A 24,731-nucleotide genomic window follows, 5' to 3' on the forward strand; every position below is an offset into this window, starting at 1 on the left:
CCGGCGGGCGCGCACCGCCCCGGGCCCACCGCCCCCGACACCTACGTCAGCGACTGGGACCGCACCGCGACGGCGGCCACCGTGGCCGCCGGCCTCAGCCCCGCCGAGGGCCACCTCGTGCTGGCCTACGCGGCGATCGCCGTCTACGACGCCGCCGTGGCCGTCGAGGGCGGGCACGAGCCCTTCGCGGTGGCGGCGGACGCGCCCGAGGGCGCCTCGGCGGAGGCCGCCGTGTCCGCCGCCGCGCACCGGGTGCTGCTGCACCTCCTGCCGCTGCAGGCCCCCGCCCTCGCCGACGCCCGTGCGCTCGCGCTCTCGACCATCCCGGACGGGCCCGCCGAGACCGCCGGCGTCGCGGTGGGCGAGCACGTGGCCGCCACCCTCCTCGCGCTCCGCCGGGACGACGGCTTCCGCGCGCCGGTCGAGCCGTACGTGGTACCGGAGCCGCCCGTGCCGGGACGCTGGGTCCCCACCGCTGCCACGCCGCCCATCGGCGCCTGGCTCGGTCGCATGACGCCCTTCGCGGTGCGCTCGGCCGAGGCGCTCCGGCCGGAGGGGCCGCCGTCGCTGACGAGCCGGCGCTGGGCCCGCGACTACGCCGAGGTGGCGCGCCTGGGGTCGGCGACGAGCACCGCCCGCACCCCCGAGCAGACCGCTGTCGCGCGCTTCTGGGGCGAGCCCCCCGTGCCGCAGGCGCACGGGGCGTTCCGGGCGTTCGTCGCCGAGCACCGCCTGGGGCTCGCGGACGCGGCCCGGTTCCTGGCCATGGTGTCGGTGACCTACGCCGACGCCTTCATCGCCTGCTTCGGCAGCAAGTACGACGAGCTGTTCTGGCGCCCCGTGACCGCCATCCGCGCGGGCGGGAGCGACGGCAACGCCCGCACCGCGCCCGACCCGGCGTGGACGCCCCTGCTGCCCACGCCCAACCATCCCGAGTACCCCAGCGCGCACTCGTGCATCACGCCCGCCGCGGGGCTCGTCGTCGCCCGGTTCCTCGGCACGCACCGGATCGACTTCACGATGCCCAGCGTCACGGGGCTCGGGGACCGGCGCTTCGCGACGCCGACGGCTCTGACCCGGGACGTCGCGGACGGCCGCGTCTGGGCCGGCCTGCACTTCCGCAGCTCCGTCGACGACGGCGCGCGTCTCGCCCAGCGCACGGCGCGCGAGGTCCTGCGTTCCCACTTCCGCTGGTGAGGGCCCGGCGCCCGCCCGGGCCGGTCGTCGGACCGGCCGGGCGGGCGCCGCCCGGCCGCCGGCCGGGGCGTCAGGCCGTCGGCGGCGGCCGGAAGGTCAGCAGGGTGTGGCCGTTGCCGAACGTCCGGACCCCTGTCCTCTCGCGGGACCGGGGTCCGGACGCCCTCGAGGAAGCGCAGCGCCGCGCCGAGCACGGTCGGCTGCACGACCACGCGCAGCTCGTCGAGGACGACCGTCGGGAGCAGCGAGGCCACGAGCGACGACGAGCCGAACACCGCGACGTCCTCGCCCGGCTCGCCCTTCAGCGCCCGCAGCCGCCCGGGGACGTCGTCCGCGACGAACTCCGTCGGCCCCCAGGGGTGCGACGTCATCGTGCGGGAGGCGACGATCGTGGCAGGTCGTTCATAGAGCCGGCGACGACCGGGTCCTGCTCCCGCGCCTGGGGCGTGGGCCAGAAGGACGCCATGAGCTCGAAGGTGCGCCGACCCAGGACGATCGTGTCGATGGCGTCTCCCTGCGCCCCGGAGTACCGCTCGAACCCCTCGTCGACGGCGAGCCAGTCGGTGCTGCCGTCGGGCCGGGCGTGGAACCCGTCGACGGAGACGGTCACGAAGGCGTAGACGGTCCGCACGGTCCCCGCCTCGCGTGTGCCGAGCCGGCCCGGGGGCCGCGGCGGGCGCCTGCCACGACCGACCCGGCGGGGCGCCCCGACTCATCGGCCCGGAGCAGGGCGCGACCTCAGGGCAGGGTCACCTCGTGGAGCGCGGAGACCAGCCCCTGCACGGTGCGCGACGTGTCGAGCGTCGTCGGCGCGGCGGCCGGCACGAGCACCGCGACCGCCGTCCCCGACGCCGGCCACACGCGCAGCAGGGCGTGGGAGACGCCGATGTCGCCGCCGTGCCCGACGACGGGCTGCCCCTCGTCCCGGCCCACCTCCGTGCCCAGCCCGTACCAGTCCTCCGGCCCCTCGGCGGCGGTCATCTGCTCGACGAGGGCCGCGTCCACGACGTGGCCGCCGTAGAGGAGGTGGCCCCACAGCGCCAGGCTCGGGGCGTCGGCGGCCATCCCGCCGGCGGCCGCAGCCGCGGAGGCGACGGCGCGGGACGGCAGGTAGGGGCCGTCGCCGTCGACCGGTGGCAGGTCCGGCTCCCCTGCCGCGACGGCGACGGGCGGGACCGGCCGCTCGGCGGTCTGGAACCACACCCGCTCCAGGTCCGCCGCGTCGAGGAGGTCGCTGCGCAGCACCGCGGCCAGCGGCTCCTGCGCCACCTCCTCGACGAGGAGACCGAGCACCCAGAAGTTGAGGTTGTTGTAGTCCGTGGCGCCACCGAGGGTGCCCTGCGTCGTCGACGGGACCACGAGCCCGAGGACGTCGGCCGCCGTCCACTCCCGGTCCACGTCGGTCAGCTCATGGAGCAGGTCGTGCACCGGGTCCTGCGGGAACCCGCTCTGCATCCCCAGGACCTGCCGCACGGTCGCGCCGCCGTCGTCGAAGGGCAGCTCGACGTAGGCGCTCACGGGGGCGTCGAGGTCGACGTCACCGCGACCGGCGAGGCGGAGGACCTCGGCGGCGACGAACGTCTTCGTGATGCTCCCGACGGCTCCCGCCGTGTCGGGCTGCAGGGTGAGGCCGGCGCCGTCCACCCCGCTCGCACCGCTCCAGGACCCGTCGGCGGTGACGACCGCAGCGGTGGCACCGGGCGCGTCCCCGTCCGCGCGCCACCGGTCCAGCCGCTCCTGCAGCGCGCCTGCCGTCCCGTCGTCGACGGACGTCCCGGGCGCGCGGGGCCAGAGGACCGGCGCCGGCGCTGCCGCACCCGCGGCGGTCGACGCGGGCGTCGGGGCCGGGGCGCCCGTGCAGGACGACGCCAGCACGACCGCCGCCGCGAGCGCGCACACCCACCCGGTGGCCCCCGCCGTCCTGGGACTCATGGCACGCCGGCCCTCCGTCCCCCACAGGTGGAGGGCGGTTCCGCCCCGGCAGCACGGTCCGCCCGACGCGTCCGCGCCACTCCTCGGCGCACGCCCCCCTCCCCACCGTCCTCCGCGGGCGCCGCGGCGTCAACGACCGTGCGGCCCGGGCGGCGCGGGGCCCGGCGCCGTGCCCGGACGGGCGGCGCTAGCCGGCGGGTGCGGCGGTGACGGCGCGGCGGGCGCGGAGCGGACCCGGGTCGGCGGTGATGCCGTCGGCCACCGCGCCCAGCAGCCCGGCGGCCGGGGCCGGCAGGGCCATGGCCGCGTCGACGGCCGCGCGCAGCGTCTCGACCGTGGCCGTGTTCGGGTCCAGCGCCACGCCGACGCCGACGCGCTCGAGGGCGGCGGCCCCGGCGAACTGGTCGGTGGAGAAGGGCAGCACGACGAGCGGCGTCCCCGTGGCCATGGCCTCCGTCACGCTGTTGTTCCCGCCATGGGTCACGGCCAGGGCGGCGCGACGCAGCAGGCGCACCTGCGGCAGGTGCTCGCGCACGAGCCACCCCGGCGGGACGGGGCCCAGCGCCGCGGGCGGGGTCGCCCCGGAGGCGACCGCCGCCCGCACGCCCGCGAGCCGCAGCGCCGCCGCGACCCGGGCCAGCACGTCGTCCCGCACCGAGAGGAAGCTGCCGAGGCTGACGTAGACGAAGGGGGTGCCGTCGCGCAGCCAGGCGTCCACCACGGGGTCGGCCGGCTCCTCGCGCAGCGCGGCCCCCAGGTGCACGTGGGGCGGCAGCGCGGCGGCCCGGGCGGGGTCGGCCAGCTCGGCGGGGTAGTTGTAGAGCACCAGGGGCCCGTGCAGCGCGAAGGCGTCGTCCACCTCCGGGCCCCGTGCCCCCAGCCGACGGGCCGCGTCGTGCCACTCCGCGGTGAACCGGTCGGCGACCCGGCGGCAGAGCGCGTCGAGGGCCGCCAGCGCTCCCGGCTCCGGCGCGAAGGCCCGGGGCCACACCGGCGGGCGGCCGTACACCTCGTCGCCCACGGGCAGGGCGGTGGGGTGCCCGAGGACGACGTCCGCGTACGGCACCTCGGCCGCACCCAGGCCCAGCCGGGCGCTGTAGGCGAGGTGGTCGACGAGCACGGCGTCGGGGCGGACCGCCTCGACGACGGCGAGGGTGGCGCGCGCCTTCTCGACGGGCTGCCACATGAGGTCGACGAGCCGCTCACGGGCCTGGTAGGCGAGCGTCTCGACCATCCCGCGGCGGGTGGCGTCGAAGAACCCGCGCAGCGAGTCGGCCTCGGCGTCGACCTGCGCCTCCGCTCGCATCACGCCCGGGTTGGAACCGCGGCCGAGCGTGAGGGGCACGCGCTCGTAGCCGAACTGCTCCACGAGGCCGGCCGTCGCGGGGCCGGAGGCCACGACGACCCGCTCCCCGGCGTCGCGCCACGCCGCGGCGAGCGCGGCCAGGGGCAGCAGGTGGGAGGCGTAGTCCGGGCTGACGACGAGCAGGGTCACGCCGTGGCTCCCGCGGCCAGGCGGCCGGCGCGCTCCTCGTCGACGACCCCGCCGTACACGTCCGCGAGGGCCAGGGCCATGCGCTCGACGGTGAAGCTGCGCTGGACGGTCCGCAGGGACCGGGCGGCCCGGCGGCCGTCGGTCTCCGCGGTCGAGGCCGTGAGCGCCGCACCCACGGCGGCGGCGAGCCGGTCGCGGTCCCACGTCGCGGTGAGGAAGCCCGTGACGCCCTCGACGACGTAGGTCGCGGGGCCGCCGCCGTCCGGCGCGACGACGACGAGGCCCGACGCCATCGCCTCGAGCAGGGCGATGCCGAACTCCTCCTTGAGGCTGGCGCAGGCGTAGACGCCCTGCGGCGCGACGAGGCCCGGCAGGCCCGTCCGCACGGCCGCGACCCAGCGCGCGACGACGTCGTTGGGCCGGTGCCCGGGCACGAGGAGGCCCGCCGCGGCGCGCTCCCCGGGGGGCACGACCGCCGCGATGCGGTCGAGCTGCTCGCGCTCGTCGGCGGAGGGGTCGGCGACGTCCCCGCCCACCACGAGGAGGTTCGCACGCCCGCGCAGGTCGCTGCCCGCCCACGCCTCCACGAGCGTCGCCATGCCCTTCACGCGGTGCAGGCGACCGACGCTGACGACGAGCGGCAGCCCCCGCCGCTCGGGGGCGAGGCCGCCGACGAGGTCGCGCAGCTCGGCCAGCGCGGGCGTCGGCGCCGCTCCCCCGGCGTGCGCGACGGCCTCGCCGACCGCCCGCTCGACCACCCCGAGGTCGACGCCCTCCGGGACGACCGTGTGCCGCTCGGGCCGGGCGGCGATGTCGATGCCCACCAGCCGGCGCATGTCGCGGCGCAGCGCGGGCCTCGGGAAGAGGACGGTGTGCGCCGCGTTCGCCGCCAGCCGCTGGACGAGGCGGGCGCGGAACCAGAAGTGCTCCACCGCGTCGACGTCGCCCAGGTTGTCCCGGCGCAGCGTGCCCGCGAGGTCCAGGGAGTGGATCACCGCGTGCGGGTCCGGGGCGACGGTGAAGACGACGGGGATGTCGAGCGCACGGGCCACGTCCGCGGCCGCGAGGCTGCCCACGTCGGCCATGCGCAGGTGGAGCACGTCGACCCCGGCGGCGCGCACGACCCGGCGGATCCCGCGCCGGGCCGCGACCCGCAGGGGCCAGGCGGAGGGCGAGGGCACGGGGTCGTGGAGCAGGGGGACGCGGCCGTAGACGTGCCCGTCACCCCCGAGCCCGGCCAGGTCGGCGCGCGCCTCCACGGCGGACCCGCGCGACATCGTGACGACCCGTCGCACCGGCGTCGCGGACGGGGCGACGAGCGCGTCGCCGAGCCGGACGAGCAGCGTCGCGATGCCGCCGTTGTCGCCCGCGCCCGCCGCCGTCAGACGGGCGTCGACGTCCGCGTGCAGGAAGAGCTGGCCGACGGTCAGCCCGTCCCCGTCGCCCGCGTGCACCGGCGGCGGCGCCGTGTCGAGCAGCGCCAGCCTTGCCACGTCGCCGAGGTGGCCGGGCGCGGCCGCGAGCCGGTCGAGGAGCGCCAGCACGGCGGGGACCCCGGGCCGCTCGCCCAGGGCCGCCACCGCGGCGACCCGCGCGACCTCGTCCTCCGCGGGGTCGTCCGCCACGACGAGGAGCGGGCGCACGGCCAGCGGGTGCGCGACGAGGCCGAGCGTCTCGACGAGGCGCGCCCGGGCGGCCGGCTCCCGGACGCCCACGAGCGCGCTCTCCAGCCCGACCGCGACGGGCTCCGGCGCGTGCGCGGCCCACTGCTCGAGGCTGCGCTGCGCGAGCATCCCGGCGAAGCCGCCGTCGGCCGTCATCGCGACGAGGCGCGCCACCGCCTCCGGGCGGGGCAGGCCGCCGCCGACGACCCACGCGGCGTGCTCGCGCAGGAACGGGCGCGGGTCGGACAGCAGCGCGGCGACGGCGCGCGAGGCCTCCTCGTCGGCAGCGGCACCCAGGGCGTGCACGGCGGCGATCGCGACGAGCTGGTCGCCGTCCTCCAACGCCCCGCGCAGGACGCGGACCGTGCGGGTGCCGGGGTCGCGGCTGGCCTCGAAGGCCAGCTCGTCCGCCAGGTGCACGGCGTCGACGATGTGCTCGGCGGCGCGCAGCGCGTCGAGCGAGGTCTGGATGCCCACGGACGATCCCCCGGTCTGGAGAAGTGCCGGAGGTCGACGGACGGTCGTCTCCGGCGCCCGAGACGGTAACGGCCCGGAGCCCCCGCCACCCGCCGAGGGCGGACGCCCGTAGCAGCGTGCTCTCAGGTGCGGGCGCTCCGCCGCCGGTCACGGCGTCGGGCGCCTCACGGCCCTTCACCCTAAGGTGCGAACCTCCGACCGCCGACGACGACAGGAGGAGCCCGTGGGCCCGAGCACCGAGGACACCGGCACCGACCTCGCCCGCCCCGCCCGCCCCGCCCGCCCGGACGGCGGCCGTCGGGCCCGCCCCCCTCGCGGGTCGCGGGCGACCCCCCGGTCGGTCGGGGTCCTCTCGGTCGCGGTGCTCGCGGCGGCGGTGCTGCCGGCAGGTCCGGCCGCCGGCGACGACGACCCGGCGGCCGGGTCCCCCACCCCCCGCGCCGTGCGCGTGAACGCCGGCGGCGACGCCTACCGCGACGTCGAGGGGCGGCTCTGGTCCGCCGACGCCGGCCACGTCGGCGGCCGCCCGACGACGGTCGACGACGTCGGTCCGGTGTCCGGCACGGAGGACGACGCGCTCTACCAGGACCTGCGGGTGGGCATGGACGCCTACCGGCTCCCGCTCGACGCGGCCGGCACCTGGCGCGTGACGCTCCACCTGCTCGAGAACTTCCACACCGCGCCCGGGGAGCGGGTCTTCTCCGTGAGCGCGGAGGGCACCCCCGTCGTCGAGCGGCTCGACCTCCACGCCGAGGTGGGGCACGCCACGGCGCACACGGTCGGCGTCGACGTCCGGGTCGACGACGGGGTCCTCGACCTGGTCTTCGACGAGCACGTCAACCACGCCACCGTCTCGGCGATCGCCGCGGTCCCGCTCGACGAGGACGGGCCCGCACCGGCACCGCCCGCTCCGCCCGCCCCGCCGGCGCCCCCTGCCGTCCCCCGCCCCCCGGCGGCCACGTTCCCCCTGCGCGCGAGCGCGGACGGGGACCACCTCGTGACCGCGGCCGGCCGGCCCTTCCTCTACCTCGCCGACACGGCGTGGATGGCGCCCTCGCGCATGGACCAGGGCGAGATCCGCCGCTGGCTCGACGCCCGCGAGGAGCAGGGCTTCACCGCGGTGCAGGTGTCCCTGCTGCACTTCGTCGGCCAGCAGGACGAGGGCCCCGCCAACGCCTACGGCGACAGGCCGTTCGTCGACGGCCTCGACCTGTCGCGGCCCCTCGAGGTCGGCGAGCGCACCCGCGACCCGCGCCGCGACGACTACGACTACTGGGACCACGTCGCCTACCTCGTCGAGGAGGCCGCCGCCCGGGGGCTGGCCGTCACCGCCGTGCCGTCCTGGTACGGCTACGGCGGCGAGGACTGGCGCGCGCACGTGACGACCCGCAACGCCGGGGCCTACGGCGCCTTCCTGGGGCGGCGGCTGGGTGGCCACACGAACCTCGTCTGGATGCTGGGCGGCGACAACGCGCCCCGGGGCGACGTCGCGAAGGTCGCCCCCGGCGGGGACCGGTCGGACAAGGTCGCCGCGACGGACGCCATGGCGCGGGCGCTGCGCGAGCACTCCCCCGTCCGCCACCTCATGACCTACCACGGCCCCCGGGCGGTGTCCTCGGCCGCGTTCTTCGGGGGGCGCGAGTGGCACACCCTGGTCAACCCCTACTCGGACCAGCTCGTCCACCGCCACGCGGGCGCGGCCTTCGGCCGGGGCGTGCCCTCCGTCGTCGCCGAGGCCTACTACGACGGCCGGGAGCGCGCCCCGTTCCTCGACCGCACCGAGCTGCGCGCGCAGGCCTGGTGGGCGGTGCTGTCCGGGGCGGGCTTCGCGTACGGGCACGAGGACGTGTGGGACGTCGACCGCGGCTGGCCGGCCGCGGTCCGCGCGCGCTCGGCGACGGACGTCGGCCGGATCGCGGGCCTCCTCGCCGAGCACCCCGAGGTCGAGCCCGTGCGGGCGCCCCTCCTCGCCGGGGCCGGGGGCGACGACGCGACGCGCGCGGTGTCCGGGCGGTCGTCGAGCGGCGCCGTGCTCACCTACGTGCCGTCGCGCCGGTCGCTCACGCTCGACCTGGCGGCCGCCGGCCGCCTCACGTCGGCCGACCGGGTCCGCCTGGCGTGGGTCGACCCGGCCACGGGGTCGACCCGTCCCCTGGGCGACGAGGACGCCTCCGGCGCCCGCGCCCTCGACGTCCCGGGCGGCTGGGCCGACGCCCTCCTCGTGGTCGACCGGGCCTGAGGCACCGGGCGGGGCCGCCGGCCTCGGCGGCCCCGCCGGGCCGTGCCTCAGGAGCCGTCACGACGGACGAACGTCGTGGCCGCGGCCACCGCGCGCAGCGCCTCGACCTGCTCGGCCGTCGCCGACGGCGGGAGGGACAGGTCGACCGTCAGCCGCCGGCCCTCGACGTCGAGCACCCACACCAGGTCCGTCGCCCCCGGGACGCGGTCGGACCGGCCGGGCCAGGTGTGGAAGTAGCCGTCGCGGCAGGTCGCGAGGTCGAGGTCCGCGGGGGTCCCGAGCTCGAGGTACAGGCCGTCGTAGCCCCCGACGGTCACCGCGACCGGGGCCGTCGCCTCCCGCAGGGGCTGGGCGGCGAGGGCCGCGGCGAGGTCGGCGACGGAGGCCCCGACGTCCTCGGGGTACCCGTCCGCGGCGCAGGGATGGGTGTAGACGGCCCGGACGTCCCAGAACGTCAGCGCTCTCGGGTCCCCGTCGCCGTCGTCGCGGATCCCGGCCCCGTCGAGGGGGAGGTACCCCGCCGGCACCTCGAGCACGGGGTCGGCGGGGAGCGGGAGCACGGCGTCGAAGGGACGCACGACGTACCGGCCCGCCCCGAGCGGCACCCCGGACGGCTGGTCCGCCAGCGCCGGCACGGCGTCCTCGCCGGCAGGGGGGGTGGTGGCGGTCGGCGCCGAGGAGGAGCCGGCGCCCGTGCCGTCGGTGCACCCGGCGGCCGCCGCGCCCACGAGCACGGTCGCGGCGAGGGCGAGGGCCGCGCGGCGGCGGCGGGCCGGCCGGTGCGCGCCGGCGCCGGAGGGCGGGGGTGTCGCCCTCCGGGGGCTGTCGGGAGACTGCGTCGTGCGGGACATGGGGTCCTCCTGACGGTGGTGCCGGGACGCCGGGCGCTGCTCCCCCGGCGGGTGCCACCGACGCTGCCCGGCCGGCCCGACGGGGCGGTGACGGACCGCCGACGGACCGCCGACGTCCGCCGCCCCGGACCGGGAGCCGGGTCGCCGAAGGTCCGCGGGCCGGTGGCGCAGGGGCCTTGCCGCGGGCCCCGGCAGGGCGGGACGCTGGCCCTGCCATGGACGCGGGCGGCACGCCGGCTGGGTCGCACGCGGCGCCGGTCGACGCCGCGCCGACGTTCGGCGTGCTCGGGACGCTCGAGGTGCACCTGGGGGCGCTGCCCGTGCCGGTCGCCGGACGGCAGGAGCGGGCGGTCCTGGCCCTGCTGCTCACCACGCCGGGACGCGTGCTCCCCGTCGCCTCGATCGTCGCGGGGCTGTGGGGCGAGCACCCGCCGGGGGGCGCGGGGAGCACGGTCACCTCGTACGTGTCCCGCCTCCGCCGGGGGCTCCCCGACGGCGTCGGCGGCACGGTGGTGACGCGACGGCCCGGGTACGTCCTCACGGTGGACCCGGAGCAGGTCGACGCGAGCCGTTTCCGCGCGCTCGTCGGGCGCGGCCACCGCGAACGGGACGCCGGCCGGCCGGACCTGGCCGCCGCGAGCCTGCGGGACGCGCTCGCGCTCTGGCGCGGCGACGCGTACGCCGAGTTCGACGCCCCCTTCGCCGTCGCGGAGCGCACCGCGCTGGCCGAGCTGCGGCTCGCGACGCTGGAGGACCGGGCCGCGGCGGAGCTGGCCCTCGGCGGCGGGCCGGACCTGGTCGCCGACCTCGAGACCCTTGTCGCGGAGCACCCCCTGCGCGAGCGCCTCCGGGCGCAGCTCATGACGGCCCTGTACCGGTCCGGGCGCCAGGCGGACGCGCTGCGCGCGTTCGCGCGGGCGCGGGCGGCCCTCGTCGAGGAGCTCGGGGTGGAGCCGGGCGACGAGCTGCAGCTGCTGCACGCGCGGGTGCTCGCCCACGACCCGGCGCTGCGGGCCGACGCGGAGCGGCTCCTCGCCGAGCGGATCCGCGTGGCGGCGGAGGCGATCCCGGAGCCGCGCCGGCGTCTGGCGCGCTCCCGGGACGAGGTGGCGGAGGGCGTCGCGGGGCTCGCGCGCGTGCGGTCGCCGCAGCCGGCGCCGACGCCCCCGGACCAGGGCCGGCGCCCCTGCCCGTTCAAGGGGCTCGCGCCCTACGACGTCGACGACGCCCCGTACTTCGCGGGACGCGACCGCCTCGTGGCGCGGCTCGTGGCGCGGCTCGTGGGCACCCCGCTGCTCGCCGTCGTCGGGCCGTCCGGCAGCGGCAAGTCCTCCGTCGTGCGCGCGGGCCTCGTCGCGGCGGTGCGCCGGGGGGTGCTCCCCGGCAGCGAGCGGTGGCGCGTCGTGGTGACGACGCCCGCCCGGGACGTCCCGGACGTCGCCCCCGCGCCCGGCGGACGGACGGTCCTCGTCGTCGACGGGCTCGAGGAGATGTTCACGGCCCTCGGCCCGGAGGCGCAGGTCGCCTACGCCGCGTGGGTGGTCGCGTGCGCGGACCGCGACGGGGTGGCCGTCGTCGTGACCCTGCGGGCCGACCGGTACGCGCACGTGCTCGCCCACCCGCACCTGGCCGAGCTCGTCGCGGCGAACACCGTGCTGGTGGGGGCCCTCTCGCCCGACGAGCTGCGCGAGGCGGTCGAGGTGCCCGCCGCGGCGGCCGGCCTGACCCTCGACCCGGGCCTGGCCGACGCCCTCGTCGCCGACGTCGCCGGGGAGCCCGGCGGGCTGCCGCCGATGTCCACGGCGCTCCTCGCCCTGTGGGAGCGCGGGGACGGCCGCCGGCTGTCCCTCGCGGACTACCGGGGGTCGGGCGGGGTCCGTGCCGCCGTCGCGACGCTCGCCGAGGCCGCCTACGCACCGCTGCCGCCGGGCTCGAGGGCCCACGCCCGCCGGGTCCTCCTGCGGCTGGTCGACGTCGACGAGGCCGGCGAGCCCGTGCGGCGCCGCGCGCCCCTGGCCGAGCTCGCCGTCGACGGGGACCCCGACGCGCGGGCCGCGCTCGACGCCCTGGCCGCCGGGCGGCTGCTGACGGTCTCGGCCGCGCACGTCGAGGTCGCGCACGAGGCCCTGCTGCGGGACTGGCCACGCCTGCGCGCCTGGCTCGACGACAGCGCCGCGGGGCGACGGGTGCGCCGGCACCTCGCGCCCGCCGCGGCGGCGTGGCAGGCCGCCGGCCGGGACCCCGCCGAGCTGTACCGCGGTCCCCGGCTGGCCGTCGCCCTCGACCTCCTGGCCGAGCACGAGGAGGACCTGACCACCGCCGAGCGGGACTTCCTGCGGGCCGGCCGCGACCGGGCGGACGCGGACGCCGCCGCCCGTCGCCGGGCGCACCGCAGGCTCCGCGCCCTGGCCGCCGGGCTGGCCGTCGCGCTCGTGGCCGCGCTCGGCGCCGGCTGGGCCGCCCTCGACCAGCGCGACGCCTCCGCACGCCTCGCCGTCGCCGCGGAGGTGCGCGCGCTGCGGGCGGCGGCGCTCGGGGAGGACCGGTGGGACCTCGCGCTCCTGCACGCGGCCCAGGCGTACCGGGTCGACGCCTCCCCCGCGTCGTACGCCGCGCTGCTGCGCACGGTGCACCGCAGCCCGGAGGCGACCGCGCTGTACCGCACGGGCCGCCGCCTGCTCGCGCTCGCCGTGAGCGACGACGGCCGGACGCTGGTGGGCCTCGGCAGCGCCGGGACGGTCCACGTGTGGGACCTCGCGTCCGGCACGCGGGCGCCGGCCGTGCGCGGGCTCACCCAGGTCGCGGTGTCCTCGCTCGACCTCAGCCCCGACGGCCGGTTCGTCGCGGTCGTCGGCATCCCGGTGCCGGCCGCGGTGTACGACTTCCGGGGACAGCTCACCGTCGTCGACCTCCACGCCCGGCCGGGACCCACCGTGCGCACGTGGCCCGGCCCGGGCCTCACCGGGGCGCGCTTCGCCCCGGACGGCCGGACCGTCGTGACGGCCGGCGCCGACGGCCGGGCCCGCCGGGTCGACGTGTCGACCGGGAGGGCGGAGGTGGTCGACGGCGTCGCGCTGCCCGTCGGGGACGCCGCGGTCCTCGACGCCTCGCCGGGCAGGCGGTTCCTGGCCGCGGCCGACCCGACGGCGGCCGGGCGCGTGACGGTGTGGGAGACCGGGACCGGCCGGGTCGTCCTGTCCGCCGACGAGGACGGCGCGACGAGGGTGGCCGTCGACCCGACCGGCACGGCCCTCGTCCTCGCCCGGGCCGGCGGCGGCGTGGAGCACCTCGACCTCGTCACCGGTGCGCGTCGGGGCGTCCCGTCGGACCCGGGCGCCGGGGTCGAGGACCTCGACTGGGCACCCGACGGCCGCTCCTTCGCCGCCGCCACCCGGCGCGGCACGGTGGTCCGGTGGGACGCGGCCACCCTCGCCCAGCTCCCGGCGCTGCAGGGTCACACGGGCACGGTGAGCCAGGTGGTCCACGCCGCCGACGGCTCCACCCTCCTGGCGAGCGGGTACGACGGCGCGGTGCTGGCCTGGGACCTCACCGGCACCCGGGGCGCGGTCCGCACGGCCGCACCCGCCGCGCCGGCCGGGCCGTTCGGACCCTTCCGCGCGCCCAACGGCGTGGTGGCCGCGGACGGCTCCACGGCGGCGCGGCTGCTGCCCGACGAGGCGCTGGAGCTCCTCGACGTGCGCACCGGGACGTCGTCCGTCGTCCCCCTCGACCCGGTCGGCGCCCCCGCGCACCTCGTCGTCGACCCCTCCGGCCGGTCCGTCGCGCTGCTCACGGTCCGGTGGCCGGGGTCCTCGCGGGGCGAGATCCAGGTGGTCGACGTGGCCGGTCGGCGGGTGCTCCCGGCCCGGGTCGCGCTGACGGCCGACTACGTCACCGCCGCGCCGGCCTTCTCGGGCGACGGCCGCTCCCTCGTCACCGCCGACCTGCGGACCGTCCTCGTCTGGGACGTGCGCACCGGTGGGCCCGTGGCGGGCAGCCCGGGGTATCGGACGCGCGCGGACGCCGTGTCCGTGGCGTCCGACGCCACCGCGCGGCTCGTCGCCGTCGGGGTGGCCGGCGGGCACGTCGAGGTCGGCGACCTGCGGACGGGTACCCGGGTGCGGGACCTCGTGCCTCCCGGCGGTGACGACCGTGCGGTGCTGCCGCTCGCCTTCTCCCCCGACGGGCGGTGGCTGGCGGGGGGCTCGGAGAGCGGACGGGTCGTCCTCTGGGACACCGGTACGTGGGAGGTGCGGTGGACCTGGGACGCCGTCCCCGGGGGCGCGGTGGACGCGCTGGCCTTCACCTCGGACGCGGGCGCCGTGGTGGCGGGCGGCGCGGGGACCGTCGCGCTCCGCCCGGTCGACCCCGACGGCGGGCCCGGGGTGGGCCTGGGCCTCGGCGCGCCCGTGCCCGGCGCCGCCGTCGCCGTGGCGTCCCTCGACGACGGCCGCAGCCTCGTCACGCTGACGCAGGACCGGGGCGTCCTGGTCTGGCCGGTGGCCCCGGAGGACCTCGTGGCGCAGGCCTGCGCCGTCGTGGGGCGCGAGCTGACCGGCCAGGAGTGGCACGTCGTCGCGCCCGGCCTGCCGCCCGCCCCGGCGTGCGGCGGCGGGTGAGGCGCGCCGGCCCTCAGTCGCCGGTGCGGGGCAGGGCGAACGGGCCCAGGGAGAGCCGGTCGGCCTCCAGCGCCAGGGCCATGCCGCCCGGGAGCCCGTCGGCCCGGACGAAGGTGTCCGCGGTCAGCCGGTGGTGGAGCAGCGGTTCCCCCTCGCCGAAGGCGGCGGCGTGCAGGAGGAAGGTGTCCGGGTCCTGCGCCTGCACGCGCAGCGGCCCGAACTGCCCCGCGAGCGCCTCGGTCGGGTGGCCGGGGCCCGGCAACGACGGCGGCGGCAGGGGCGGCACGCCCAGCAGCCCGAGGAGGTCGGGCAGCAGCTCGTCGAAGAGCGCGCTCCCGCCGGGCGGGCCGAGCAGCGGGCCGGCCGCGTTGGTGAGCAGGACGAGCGCGGCGTCCTGCCCCGGGAAGCACCGCAGGTAGGAGCGGTGCCCGCCGGTGTAGCCGGCCCAGCCGAACGCGTGGTGCCCGCCCCGGTCCCAGACCGCCCAGCCGAGTCCCCAGCCGTCGGCCACCGTGGCGCCCGGCATGTCCGCGTGGCGCCGCTGCATCTGCGCGACGTCGTCGGGGTGGACGACCCCCTCCCCGCCCCGCAGGTGCCGGCGGGCGTGGTCGAGCAGCTCGTCCGCGGTGGCCCACCAGCGCGACCCCGCCGCCGAGGCCGCCGGGCCGGCGTCGGAGACCGCCGGGCGCAGGTCCCCCGCCGCGGACACGGCGTGCCCGTCCGCCGCGCCCTCCGGCCGCCCGAACCGCTGCCCGGGCACCCTCGCGGCCACCTCCTCGAAGGAGTGACCGGTGCGGCGCTGCAGGAGCAGGTCCAGCACCGACCAGCCCGCGTTGGAGTAGGCGAAGCGCCCGGGCGCGTGCAGGCGCGGCATCCGCAGCACGCGGGCGACGAACGGCTCCAGCGGCTCGTCGAGCCCCGGGAGCGCCTCCGGCAGCCCGGACGTCTGGGACAGGAGCGCCCGTGGGCTGTCGGGCCCCAGGCCGTCCGCCTGCTCGCCGCAGGCCCGGTCGAGGTCGAGGTCGCCGCGCCGGGCCGCGCCGAGGACCACGGCCGCGGCGAGGGACTTCGCGAGGGACCCGGCGTGGAAGGCGGTGGCGGGCGTGACCGGCGCGCCGGCCCCGTCCCTCACGGTCCCGGCGCACAGGACCACGCGGTCGTCGCCCCGGAGCAGCCCGAGCTGGGCGCCGGGCACGCGGCGGCGGGCGCACCCCTCCACGAGCAGGTCCCGCGCCCTCTCCGCGTCCATCCCGCGACGCTAGCCCTCGGGGTGCGGCGCGACCAGGGCCCGCAGGTGCCGCACGACCCCCAGGGCCGCGGTCCGGCCGGCCCGGTTCGCACCGATCGTGCTGGCGGAGGGCCCGTAGCCGACGAGCTGGACGCGCGGGTCCCGCACCGCCGTGGTGCCGTCGAGGGCGATGCCGCCCTCGGCCGAGCGCAGGTGCAGCGGGCCCAGGTGGCCGACGTCCGGGCGGAACCCCGTCGCCCACAGGACCACGTCGGCCCGCAGCACGGAGCCGTCGGCGCGGACCACGCCCTCGGGCACGAGGCGCACGAACACCGGCTCACGCCGGTAGACGCCGCGCGCCGCGGCCGCCGCCTCCTGGGGGCGCAGCGCCAGCCCCGTCACCGCGACGACGCTCTGCGGCGGCAGCCCCTGCCGCACACGCCGCTCGACGAGCGCCACGGCCGCACGTCCCTCGTCGGGCGTGAACGGGGTGGTGCGCCAGACGGGCCGCCGACGCGTCATCCACGTCGTGGTGGCGACCTCGCTGACCTCCGCGAGCAGCTGCACCGCCGAGGCGCCGCCCCCGACGACCACGACGTGCCGGCCCGCCAGCTCCGCCGCGCCGCGGTAGTCCCGCGTGTGCAGCTGGCGGCCCGCGAACGTCCCCGCGCCGGGGTAGTGCGGGACGAAGGGCCGCTCCCAGGTGCCGGTCGCGTTCACGAGGGTCCGGGTGAGCCAGCGGCGACCGCCCGCGCGCACCTCCAGCACGCCAGGCCCCTCGTCGGCATCCGTCCCGGTCGCGTCCGCCACGGCCGTCACCCGGACCGGCCGCAGCACGGGCAGGCCGCCCGACCCCTCGTAGCGGGCGAAGTAGTCGGGCACGACGCGGCGCGCCGGCCGGTCCGACGGCACGGGCGGCTCCGCGCCCGGCAGCGCCGCCACGCCGTGCACGTCCGTCATGGTCAACGAGGGCCACCGGTGCTGCCAGGCGCCGCCGGGCGCGGCGTTGGCGTCGAGCACGAGCACGTCCTCCCAGGGCCGCAGCCCGAGGCGGAGGAGGTGGTGCGCCGCGGACAGCCCGGCCTGACCGGCACCGACGACGACGGACTGCAGGACGGGCTCCACGACGCCGGAACGCCGCCACGGCCGGCGATCTTCCGCGGGGCCGGGCCGTGCCGTGCCGGGCCGTGCCGTGCCGGGCCGTGCCGGGCCGTGCCGGGCCGGGCCGTGCCGGGCCGTGCCGGGCCGTGCGGTGCCGGCGCGCGGGCGCGGTCTGGCGGGGGCTCTCGACGCCCCCTAGAGTGCTACTGACACGTGTGAGCATTCCACCGTGTCGTCGCGACGCCGTTCGAGGAGGAACGCATGCGCCCTGACCTGCCCACCCCTGCCGCCGCCCCGGCCCCGGCACCCCGCCCCACCCCCGGCCGAGCCCCGGTCCGAGCCCCGGGACGCGCACGGCGCGGCCGCCGCGCCGGCACCGGGCTCGCCGTCGTCGGCCTGCTCTGCGGCTCGGCGGCCGCCGGCCTGGCGGGACCCGCGTCCGCGGCCGACGTGGAGCAGCCGGTGCTCTCGTCGCGGTCCGTCCCCCTGCTCACGGTCGACGGGCTGACGTTCCGCGACCTCGACCGGGACGGCGCCCTGACGCCGTACGAGGACTGGCGGCTGACGCCGACCCGGCGCGCCGACGACCTCGTCGGGCGCATGACGCTGGAGCAGAAGGCCGGCCTGCTCGTGCACGGCACGCTCCCCGCCGCGGGCAGCACCTACGACGTGGCCGCGACGACGGACCTCGTCGGCGCCCGGCACGTCACGACGTTCATCACCCGGCTGTCGGCCCCGCCGACCGCGCTCGCCACCGCGAACAACCTCGTCCAGGAGATCGCCGAGCAGCAGCCGCTCGGCATCCCGGTCGTCATCTCGTCGGACCCGCGCAACGGGTTCTCCGTCACGGCCGGCCAGACGGTTGCCCGCGTGGGCACCACGGCCATGCCGGACGAGATCGGCATGGCCGCCACGGGCGACCCGGCGCTCGTCGAGAGGCTCGGCGACATCATCCGCCAGGAGTACCGGGCGGTCGGCCTCACCGAGGGCCTGTCCCCGCAGGCCGACATCGCCACCGAGCCGCGGTGGACCCGGATCAACGGCACCTTCGGCTCCGACCCCGGACGCGCGAGGGCCATGGTCCAGGCGTACGTGACGGGGCTGCAGGGTGGCACCACCGGCCTGCACCCCGGCTCCGTCGCGACCGTGACGAAGCACTGGGCGGGCTACGGCGCGCAGGAGAACGGCTACGACAGCCACTACTACTACGGCCGCTACGCCACCTTCCCGGGCGGCGGGTTCGACGCGCACCTCGTCCCCTTCGAGGGCGCCTTCGCGGCCGGCACGTCGGGGATCATGCCGACGTACTCGATCCTCCGGGACCTCGTGCACGAGGGGACCGCGGTCGAGCAGACCGGCGCCGGCTTCAGCGAGTACCTGCTGCAGGACCTGCTGCGCGGCGAGTACGGCTTCGACGGCGTCATCGTCTCCGACTGGGGCATCACGGGGGACTGCCCGGCGGAGTGCCGGGCCAACCGGCCGCCGGCGTTCTTCGTCGGGCCGTGGGGCGCCGGCATGCCGTGGGGCGTCGAGGACAGCACCGTCCTCGACCGGTTCGCGCTCACGCTCAACGCCGGCGTGAACCAGGTGGGCGGCTCGAACGAGCCGTCCTACGTCGTCCAGGCGGTGAGGGCGGGCCTGCTCGACGAGGCCGTCGTCGACGACTCGGCCCACCGCGTGCTGCAGCAGAAGGTGGAGCTCGGCCTGTTCGAGAACCCCTTCGTCGACGCGGCTGCTGCGGCCACCGTCGCCGGCAGCGAGGCCTTCACGGCCGTCGGCGACGCCGCGCAGGCCGCCTCGCTGACGCTGCTCACCAACACGGACGACGTCCTGCCCGCCGAGCCGGCGAGCACCCCGGCCGTGTGGCTCTCCGGCGTCTCCGCCGCGGCCGCCGAGGCGGTCGGCTACACGGTGGTCGAGAGCGTGGCCGACGCCGACCTCGCGGTCGTCCGCCTGGCGGACCCGCGCGGCGGGGCCGACCTCACGGACCTCGGCTGGACCGGCCAGGAGGCCGACCACGCCGCGCTGCAGGCGGCCGTCGACGCGGGCGTGCCGACCGTCGCCGTCCCGAAGCTCGACCGCCCGCTGGTCCTCACGGACGTGGCCGACCGGGCCGCGGCCGTCCTGGGCGCGTACGGCGTCTCCGACGAGGTGCTCATGGAGACCGTGGCAGGCGAGCGCCGCCCCGGGGGGCGCCTGCCGTTCGAGCTGCCGTCGTCCATGGAGGCCGTGCGGGCGCAGCTCGCCGACGTCCCCGACGACTCCGCCGACCCGCTGTTCGCGGTCGGGCACGGGCTGGACTACGCGGCCCCGACGATCGCCGACCTGAGGGACGACCTCGCCGCCCTCCACGCCTCCGACGAGGTGCGCGGGCCCGTGGCGCACCTCCTGGCCGTGCACGCCGACGCCGCCCAGCGGTACCTCGACCGCGGCCGCACGGAGGCGGCCGTCCGCGAGCTCGAGCGCTTCGTCGGACGTCTCGACGCGCCCCCCGGCGCCAGCCGGGTGAGCGAGGAGGCGGAGCGGGTGCTCCGGCAGGAGGCGGAGGCGGTCGTGGACAGCCTGTCCTGACCCCTGCCACGAGGACGGGGCCGTGGGCCGACGAGGGTCGGCGCACGGCCCCGTCCTGCCGTCGGGCACCGGCCGGGGGTGCGATCATCGGGCGCTCCCCCGCCGCACGGTCGCGGCGGAGGGACGCAGGACGGGCGGGTCGGCGGTCCCGCGACGACGAGGACCACGAGGGGCGCGGCGATGACCGGCGGACGCGTGACGTCGCACGACGTGGCCCGGCGCGCCGGGGTGTCGCGCAGCACCGTGAGCTACGTCCTCAACGACACCCCGGGCCAGACGATCCCGCCGGCGACGCGCGCCCGGGTCCACGCCGCCGTGGCGGAGCTGGGCTACCGCCCCTCGGCGGCCGCCCGCGTCCTGCGCCGCGGGCGCAGCGACTGGGTGGTGCTCCTCCTGCCGCCGACGCCCGTCGGACCGGCCCTGTCCCTCTACACCGACGCCCTCGTGGAGGCGCTGGACCGGCACGGCATGACCGCCGTCGTCCGCCGCCACACCACGGCGCAGGCGACCGTGGACCTCGCGCGCGAGCTCGCCCCCGCGGCGGTCGTCACGCTGGCGGGGCTGGACGGGGGGAGCACGCGCCGGCTCGAGGACGACGGGGTCGTCGTCGTCGACACCACCCAGGACCACCCCGGGCTCCTCGGCAGCCACGGCCTGCACCTGGCGGTCGGGACGGCGCAGGCGGAGCACCTGCTCGGGTGCGGGTACCGGCGCCTCGGCTACGCGCTGCCCGAGGACCCGTCGCTGGCCCGGATCGCGGCGCTGCGGGTCACCGGCGTCCGGGAGGTCTGCACCCGCGCGAGCGTGGGGCCGCCGGACGCGCACGTCGTCCCGCTCGACGTCGCCGGTGCGGTCGCCGCCGTGGACCGCTGGACCGGCGCGGCCGCGGTCGACGCGGTCGCCGCCTACAACGACGACGTCGCGCTCGCCCTCCTCGCGGGGCTGCGCGAGCGGAGGGTCGACGTGCCGGGGCGGCTCGCGGTCGTGGGGGCCGACGACCTCGTCGCGAGCCGCTTCGCGACGCCGCCCCTGAGCACCGTCGACCTGCGCCCCGCGCTGCGCGGCCGCACCACGGCCCGCGTCGTCCTCGGGCGCCTCGGGCGACCGTCCGAGGAGGACGCGGTCGCCGGCGCCGACTCCCTGGTGCTCGTCGCCCGGGCCTCCACCGCGCGGCGCTGACGGTCGGCGTGGCCGCCAGCCCGGCGGCGCCGCCCGGCGGCGCCCGCCCTCCCGCCCGGCCCTACGGGCAGTCCGGGACCGGCAGGTCGATGCGCGCCTGCGTCGCGTCCGCCGGGTAGACCCGGGTGATCTCCAGGACGGCCGGCACCGTGGCGGACGGGTTGCTGACGTGGTGGGCACCGACCTCGGTGAAGGCCTCGCCCACGGAGAACGTCTCGACGGTGCACGGCGTGCGGCGCTCGACCTCCCCGGCCTGCACCACGACCACGACGATGCCCGGGTGCGCGTGCCAGCCCGAGAAGGCCCCGGGCGGGTAGGTCAGCCGGAACGAGGCGACCCGGGTCTCGACGTCCAGGTCCAGACGCACGCCGTCCTGGCGCACCTTGAGCCTCGGGTGCTCCCCCGAGCCGTCGAGCAGCCCCACGACGGGCGTGCTCTGCACCACGTCCCCCGAGCCCGGCGACGCGACGGCGGCCCCGGCGACGGCACCGCCCGCCAGGACGGCGACGGCTCCCAGGGCGACCCCGATGCGACGGTCCACGACGACCTCCCCCTCCCGGCGGCCCGGCCGGCCGCCCCGGCACCGAGCATCCCGCCGCCCCGGCCCCGAGCTGCCCCCGCTGCGTAGGACTGCGTACGTCCCCGACCGCACCGGGAGCGGACACCCATCGGGCCCCGCGACGGGCGTGACGGCGGGGAGGCCCCCCTCCCCCCTGGTCACGGGCCCGCACCCGGTCCTACGCTCCGGACATGCACCGGCTGCAGGCCCGGGTGCGCACCTGGGCCGAGCTCACGGAGGACCTCCTGCTGTCGCCCGCCGCGGGCGGCGACACGGACCGCATCGCCGCGCTCCTCACGTCGGGGTTCGGGGCGGAGTCCGTCTCGCTCAACCGGCGCGAGCCGGACGGGCGCCACGCGCTGACGCTGTGGACCGTCGACCGGGACCGGCTCCCCGTCCTCGACGCGGTGCAGCTCGCCGTCGCGACCCACCCGGACCTCCTGGACCACCACCCGTTGCTGCGGTGGTTCGGCATGACGGGCACCGTCCAGCCCCAGTCGCTCGGGCGCGTCCCCCTCGACCGCGTCGCGGGACCGGGCACGCCCGCCGTCCTGGAGGTCCTCGAGACGCTCGACATCCGCCAGCAGCTCGCCCTGCCGGTAATGGTGGCCGGCCGGGAGCACGAGGCCTTCGTCCTCGCCCGTCCCGGCACGCGGGACTTCGCGGACGACGACCTGCTCCTGGCGTCCCTCGTGCAGGGGTTCCTGCGCGTCCTGCGGCTCCAGGCCCGCGTGCTCGCCCCGCACGCCGCGGCGCCGGACGCGGCGACGGTCACCGAGCGGGAGCGCGCGGTGCTGCTGCTGGCGGCGGAGGGCCGGACCGCCGCCGGCATCGCGCACGCGCTCGGCATGGCGCCGCGCACGGCGGAGAAGCACCTGGAGCGCGCCTACCGCAAGCTCGGTGTCCGCGACCGCGTCAGCGCCGTGCGGGTCGGCCAGGAGTCCGGGGTCCTCCCGGCGCCGCGGGCCGCCCTGGGCATCCCCACGCCCCGGCAGGGCCACCGCGCCGTCCGGCTCGTCGGCGCCTGAGCGCCGGGTGCCCGGCGGGGGGACGTCCCCCGCCGGGCCGGTGGTGCGCGACGGCTCAGGCGTCGGTGAACTGGCAGGTGATCACGCTGCGGATCCGCTTGTCGAACGTGTACGTGCGGTCGCCGTCGTTGGAGTCGCCCAGGTCGCTGACGAACAGCTCCCCGCCCGCGCGGATCACGACGAACGCGGTCCCGTCGGGCTTCAGCCACGAGGTGCCGAACGGCCGCTCCTCGTGCGAGCAGGCGTACACCCCGCCGAACTCCCAGTACGCCGGGTCGTTCACCCCGGGCGTCTTCGCCGACGCGCCCGGGGCGGTGGCGAGCACGGCCCCCAGGGCCAGGACGGCGGCGGCCGTCGCGCGGGCACGGGTGCGGGTGCGGGTGCTGCGACGGGTCCGGGTGCGCTGGGCGGTCATGGGTCCCCCTCGGCCGCGTCGGGGCGGGTCCGCGGCCGGCTCTGCGGTCGCCGCACCGGTCCGGGCGGCGTCGCCCCCGGCGCACGCTAGGGACGGGCGCCCGGGGCGCCCAGGGTGCCAGGGCCCACCGGCCGGGTGAACCCGCGGGACGGGCCCCTCCCACGCCCCGCGCGCACCCGGTCCCGCGACCGGCCCTGACGGGCACGGGCCGGTTCCCGACCGCCGGGGGTGGCCGCGCGGGTCCCCGCGAGGCCACACTCCCCGCATGACCGTCCCGCTGGAGGAGTCCGTCGACGCGACCGTCCCCCCGTCCGGCACCGGCTGCGCGGAGTGCGAGGCGACGGGCGGCTGGTGGGTGCACCTGCGCCGCTGCGCGCTGTGCGGGCACGTGGGGTGCTGCGACGACTCCCCCGGCACGCACGCCACCGCGCACTGGGGGGCGACCGGGCACCGCGCCATGCAGAGCTTCGAGCCCGGCGAGGACTGGTTCTGGGACTACGCCGAGGGCACGGGGTTCGACGGTCCGGCCCTCGCGCCGCCGACGAGCCGACCGGAGGGGCAGACGGTGCCGGGCCCGCTCGACCGCCTGCCGGCCGACGTGCGGCGACGCGCCGGCCTCGACGCCCCGCGCTGAGGGCGGTCCGGGGTCAGGGCGCGGTGGCCGCTGGTCCCCCGGGGCGGAGCACGGCGTCGTACACGGCGTCGAAGCGCGCCCGCCGCTCGGCGTAGTGGTCCGCACGGGCCGCGACGGGCTCGAGGGTGGCCCCCGTCGTGCGGGGGGCCCGCGGCACGTCCGGCGCGAGCACCTCGAGCGCGAGCAGGGCGGTGCCGCGCTGCGTCGCCCGCGACCGGGTGACGTGCGTGACGGGCCGTCCGAGGACGTCGGCGAGCACCTGGAGCCAGCCGGGCAGGTCGTTGCTGACCCGGCCGGCGGCGGCCACCTGCGCGTCCGCCGGGACGTGCGGCCCCAGCTCGTCGGCCACGCGGGCGTAGGTCATGGCGACGCCCACGAGCAGGCCGCGCAGCAGGGCGTCCGCGTCGGTCGAGGCCGAGACGCCGGTGAGGACCGCACGCGCGTCGCCCACCCAGCCCGGGGCGCGCTCGCCCGTGAGGTACGGCAGCACGAGCGGCGTGGCCGCCGAGGGGTCGGCCGCGAGCACCGCGCCCGGGTCGTCGCCGAGGCGCAGCGTCGCCTGCGCCCAGCTCACCGCCCGGCCCACGTCGTTGACGGCGCCCCCGAGCAGCGTCCGGCGTGCGTCGACCCGGTAGTTCCACAGCCCCGCGGGCAGGGGGTCCGCCGGGCCGTCGAGGAGGACCCGCAGGGCCCCGCTGGTCGCGGTCGCGGCGGCGAGGACCGAGGGGTCGTGCGCGCCGGCGCCGAGGTTGCTGGCGAGCCCGTCCGTGACGACGGGGAACCACACCGCCCGGGCGAGGGCGGGCCACCGGGACGGCGCCGCCGCGGCGACGGGCGCGTCGGGGTCGCGCGGCGGCGAGAAGAGGTCCGGCCCGACGCCCGCCGCCTCGAGCAGCTCGGCGTCGAGGGCCCCGGTCCGCCGGTCGAGCAGCCCCGTCCACGCCACCGTCGACGTGCCCGCCATTGGCGTCCCGACGAGCCGGGCCAGCACGAGCTCCCCCAGCGACCACCACCCCCGCACCGCCGCGGCCGTGCGGGGCTCCGTCCGGGCGAACCACCGCAGCCGCGGGGCGTGGTAGCTCGTGTGCAGGCGGACGCCCGTGCGGTCCTGCACGGCGGCCTCGTCGAGCAGCGCGCGCAGCTCGACGAGGTCGGGCGCGCACCGGGAGTCGGCGTAGGTGAGGCACGGGGTCAGGGCGCGACCGGCCGCGTCGACCCCGACGAGGGAGGCGGCGAAGGTGTCGAGGGCGACGCCCGCGACGCGCGTGCCCAGGGCGGGGTCGGCCGTGACGGCGTCGAGCACCGTGGCGATCTCGTCGACCACCTGGTCGGCGTCGATGACGGACGTCCCGTCGGGCGCGGTGGTGAAGGCGTGCGGCACCTTGTGGCGCAGCCCGCGCACGGGACGGCCCGTCGCGTCGTGCACCCCGCCGCGGCTCGCCGTCGAGCCCACGTCGAGCGCCACGACGAGGGGGTCCTGCGCCGCGTGCAGCGGGACGTCGTCGGCCGGTCGCGTCATGCCCCCATCGTCGGGGCCCGGAC

General features: G+C 78.8%; 17 protein-coding genes and 1 pseudogene. 7 read left to right on the plus strand and 11 right to left on the minus strand.

Features of this window, described 5'->3' with window-relative positions:
* Positions 1–81 precede the first annotated feature (81 nt).
* Positions 82–1,197 carry a vanadium-dependent haloperoxidase gene (locus tag EJA20_RS19375; protein ID WP_240675063.1) on the plus strand — a complete coding sequence of 372 codons (1,116 nt, stop codon included), beginning with the start codon at positions 82–84 and terminating at the stop codon, positions 1,195–1,197.
* Between the two features lie 173 nt (positions 1,198–1,370).
* On the opposite strand, the pseudogene EJA20_RS19900 reads toward EJA20_RS19375, so the two are convergent.
* The 5 genes and pseudogenes from EJA20_RS19900 to EJA20_RS05110 all read right to left on the minus strand — a co-directional run.
* Positions 1,371–1,568 (minus strand): annotated as a pseudogene (locus EJA20_RS19900) (dihydrofolate reductase family protein); the annotation flags it as partial.
* Entirely contained in the window at positions 1,565–1,828 is a 264-nt protein-coding gene (locus EJA20_RS19710; protein ID WP_129337080.1) for a dihydrofolate reductase family protein, read from the minus strand. The pseudogene EJA20_RS19900 and the gene EJA20_RS19710, both read right to left, overlap by 4 nt.
* A gap of 107 nt (positions 1,829–1,935) precedes the next feature.
* Positions 1,936–3,129: a serine hydrolase domain-containing protein gene (locus tag EJA20_RS05100; protein ID WP_129337081.1), complete on the minus strand. Its 1,194-nt coding sequence runs from the start codon at positions 3,127–3,129 to the stop codon at positions 1,936–1,938.
* Positions 3,130–3,316: 187 nt separating this feature from the next.
* On the minus strand, positions 3,317–4,624 hold the full coding sequence (locus EJA20_RS05105) for a glycosyltransferase (protein ID WP_129337082.1): 1,308 nt from the start codon (positions 4,622–4,624) through the stop codon (positions 3,317–3,319).
* The gene (locus EJA20_RS05110; RefSeq protein WP_129337083.1) at positions 4,621–6,765 is read right to left on the minus strand and encodes a glycosyltransferase; all 2,145 of its coding nucleotides are present in this window, start codon (positions 6,763–6,765) and stop codon (positions 4,621–4,623) included. Before EJA20_RS05110 ends, EJA20_RS05105 begins: the two co-directional genes overlap by 4 nt.
* A 223-nt stretch (positions 6,766–6,988) precedes the next feature.
* On the opposite strand from EJA20_RS05110, the gene EJA20_RS05115 reads away from it, so the two are divergent.
* Positions 6,989–9,004, plus strand: coding sequence for an apiosidase-like domain-containing protein (locus EJA20_RS05115; protein ID WP_164983835.1), 2,016 nt, complete (start codon positions 6,989–6,991; stop codon positions 9,002–9,004).
* 47 nt (positions 9,005–9,051) lie between these two features.
* On the opposite strand, the gene EJA20_RS05120 is transcribed toward EJA20_RS05115, so the two are convergent.
* Positions 9,052–9,855 (minus strand): hypothetical protein, encoded by an 804-nt coding sequence (locus EJA20_RS05120; protein WP_129337085.1) that lies wholly within the window; start codon positions 9,853–9,855, stop codon positions 9,052–9,054.
* Positions 9,856–10,070: 215 nt separating this feature from the next.
* On the opposite strand from EJA20_RS05120, the gene EJA20_RS19715 reads away from it, so the two are divergent.
* Positions 10,071–14,474 (plus strand): nSTAND1 domain-containing NTPase, encoded by a 4,404-nt coding sequence (locus EJA20_RS19715; RefSeq protein WP_129337086.1) that lies wholly within the window; start codon positions 10,071–10,073, stop codon positions 14,472–14,474.
* Between the two features lie 13 nt (positions 14,475–14,487).
* Here the strand turns inward: EJA20_RS19715 and EJA20_RS05130 are convergent, their stop codons facing one another.
* Positions 14,488–15,723, minus strand: a complete 1,236-nt coding sequence (locus EJA20_RS05130) for a serine hydrolase domain-containing protein (protein ID WP_129337087.1) — start codon at positions 15,721–15,723, stop codon at positions 14,488–14,490.
* Between the two features lie 9 nt (positions 15,724–15,732).
* Entirely contained in the window at positions 15,733–16,827 is a 1,095-nt protein-coding gene (locus EJA20_RS05135) for an FAD-dependent oxidoreductase (protein ID WP_129337088.1), read from the minus strand.
* Between the two features lie 237 nt (positions 16,828–17,064).
* Here EJA20_RS05135 and EJA20_RS05140 point away from each other — a divergent pair, with 237 nt between their 5' ends.
* Both EJA20_RS05140 and EJA20_RS05145 read left to right on the plus strand, forming a co-directional pair.
* Positions 17,065–19,374 carry a glycoside hydrolase family 3 protein gene (locus EJA20_RS05140; RefSeq protein WP_129337089.1) on the plus strand — a complete coding sequence of 770 codons (2,310 nt, stop codon included), beginning with the start codon at positions 17,065–17,067 and terminating at the stop codon, positions 19,372–19,374.
* Between the two features lie 180 nt (positions 19,375–19,554).
* The gene (locus EJA20_RS05145) at positions 19,555–20,553 is read left to right on the plus strand and encodes a LacI family DNA-binding transcriptional regulator (RefSeq protein WP_129337090.1); all 999 of its coding nucleotides are present in this window, start codon (positions 19,555–19,557) and stop codon (positions 20,551–20,553) included.
* A gap of 61 nt (positions 20,554–20,614) precedes the next feature.
* Here EJA20_RS05145 and EJA20_RS05150 read toward each other — a convergent pair whose 3' ends face one another.
* Entirely contained in the window at positions 20,615–21,094 is a 480-nt protein-coding gene (locus tag EJA20_RS05150) for a cupin domain-containing protein (RefSeq protein ID WP_129337091.1), read from the minus strand.
* A 209-nt stretch (positions 21,095–21,303) separates the two neighbouring features.
* Here EJA20_RS05150 and EJA20_RS05155 point away from each other — a divergent pair, with 209 nt between their 5' ends.
* Positions 21,304–22,140, plus strand: a complete 837-nt coding sequence (locus tag EJA20_RS05155) for a helix-turn-helix transcriptional regulator (RefSeq protein ID WP_129337092.1) — start codon at positions 21,304–21,306, stop codon at positions 22,138–22,140.
* 55 nt (positions 22,141–22,195) lie between these two features.
* Here EJA20_RS05155 and EJA20_RS05160 read toward each other — a convergent pair whose 3' ends face one another.
* Positions 22,196–22,555, minus strand: coding sequence for a hypothetical protein (locus EJA20_RS05160; RefSeq protein WP_129337093.1), 360 nt, complete (start codon positions 22,553–22,555; stop codon positions 22,196–22,198).
* Positions 22,556–22,820: 265 nt separating this feature from the next.
* On the opposite strand from EJA20_RS05160, the gene EJA20_RS05165 reads away from it, so the two are divergent.
* Complete coding sequence (locus tag EJA20_RS05165; RefSeq protein WP_129337094.1) at positions 22,821–23,189, plus strand: UBP-type zinc finger domain-containing protein; 369 nt, start codon at positions 22,821–22,823, stop codon at positions 23,187–23,189.
* A 13-nt stretch (positions 23,190–23,202) separates the two neighbouring features.
* On the opposite strand, the gene EJA20_RS05170 is transcribed toward EJA20_RS05165, so the two are convergent.
* Positions 23,203–24,708, minus strand: coding sequence for a gluconokinase (locus tag EJA20_RS05170; RefSeq protein WP_129337095.1), 1,506 nt, complete (start codon positions 24,706–24,708; stop codon positions 23,203–23,205).
* Between the last annotated feature and the right edge of the window lie 23 nt (positions 24,709–24,731).

This window comes from Cellulomonas endophytica, assembly GCF_004123805.1.
Taxonomy (GTDB): Bacteria; Actinomycetota; Actinomycetes; order Actinomycetales; family Cellulomonadaceae; genus Cellulomonas; species Cellulomonas endophytica.

Coding starts and splice junctions, on each gene's coding strand:
- EJA20_RS05140 (WP_129337089.1), top strand. CDS start 17,065: ATGCGCCCTGACCTGCCCACCCCTGCCGCCGCCCCGGCCCCGGCACCC.
- EJA20_RS05160 (WP_129337093.1), bottom strand. CDS start 22,555: ATGACCGCCCAGCGCACCCGGACCCGTCGCAGCACCCGCACCCGCACC.
- EJA20_RS05100 (WP_129337081.1), bottom strand. CDS start 3,129: ATGAGTCCCAGGACGGCGGGGGCCACCGGGTGGGTGTGCGCGCTCGCG.
- EJA20_RS05130 (WP_129337087.1), bottom strand. CDS start 15,723: ATGGACGCGGAGAGGGCGCGGGACCTGCTCGTGGAGGGGTGCGCCCGC.
- EJA20_RS05155 (WP_129337092.1), top strand. CDS start 21,304: ATGCACCGGCTGCAGGCCCGGGTGCGCACCTGGGCCGAGCTCACGGAG.
- EJA20_RS05145 (WP_129337090.1), top strand. CDS start 19,555: ATGACCGGCGGACGCGTGACGTCGCACGACGTGGCCCGGCGCGCCGGG.
- EJA20_RS05120 (WP_129337085.1), bottom strand. CDS start 9,855: ATGTCCCGCACGACGCAGTCTCCCGACAGCCCCCGGAGGGCGACACCC.
- EJA20_RS05165 (WP_129337094.1), top strand. CDS start 22,821: ATGACCGTCCCGCTGGAGGAGTCCGTCGACGCGACCGTCCCCCCGTCC.
- EJA20_RS19715 (WP_129337086.1), top strand. CDS start 10,071: ATGGACGCGGGCGGCACGCCGGCTGGGTCGCACGCGGCGCCGGTCGAC.
- EJA20_RS05170 (WP_129337095.1), bottom strand. CDS start 24,708: ATGACGCGACCGGCCGACGACGTCCCGCTGCACGCGGCGCAGGACCCC.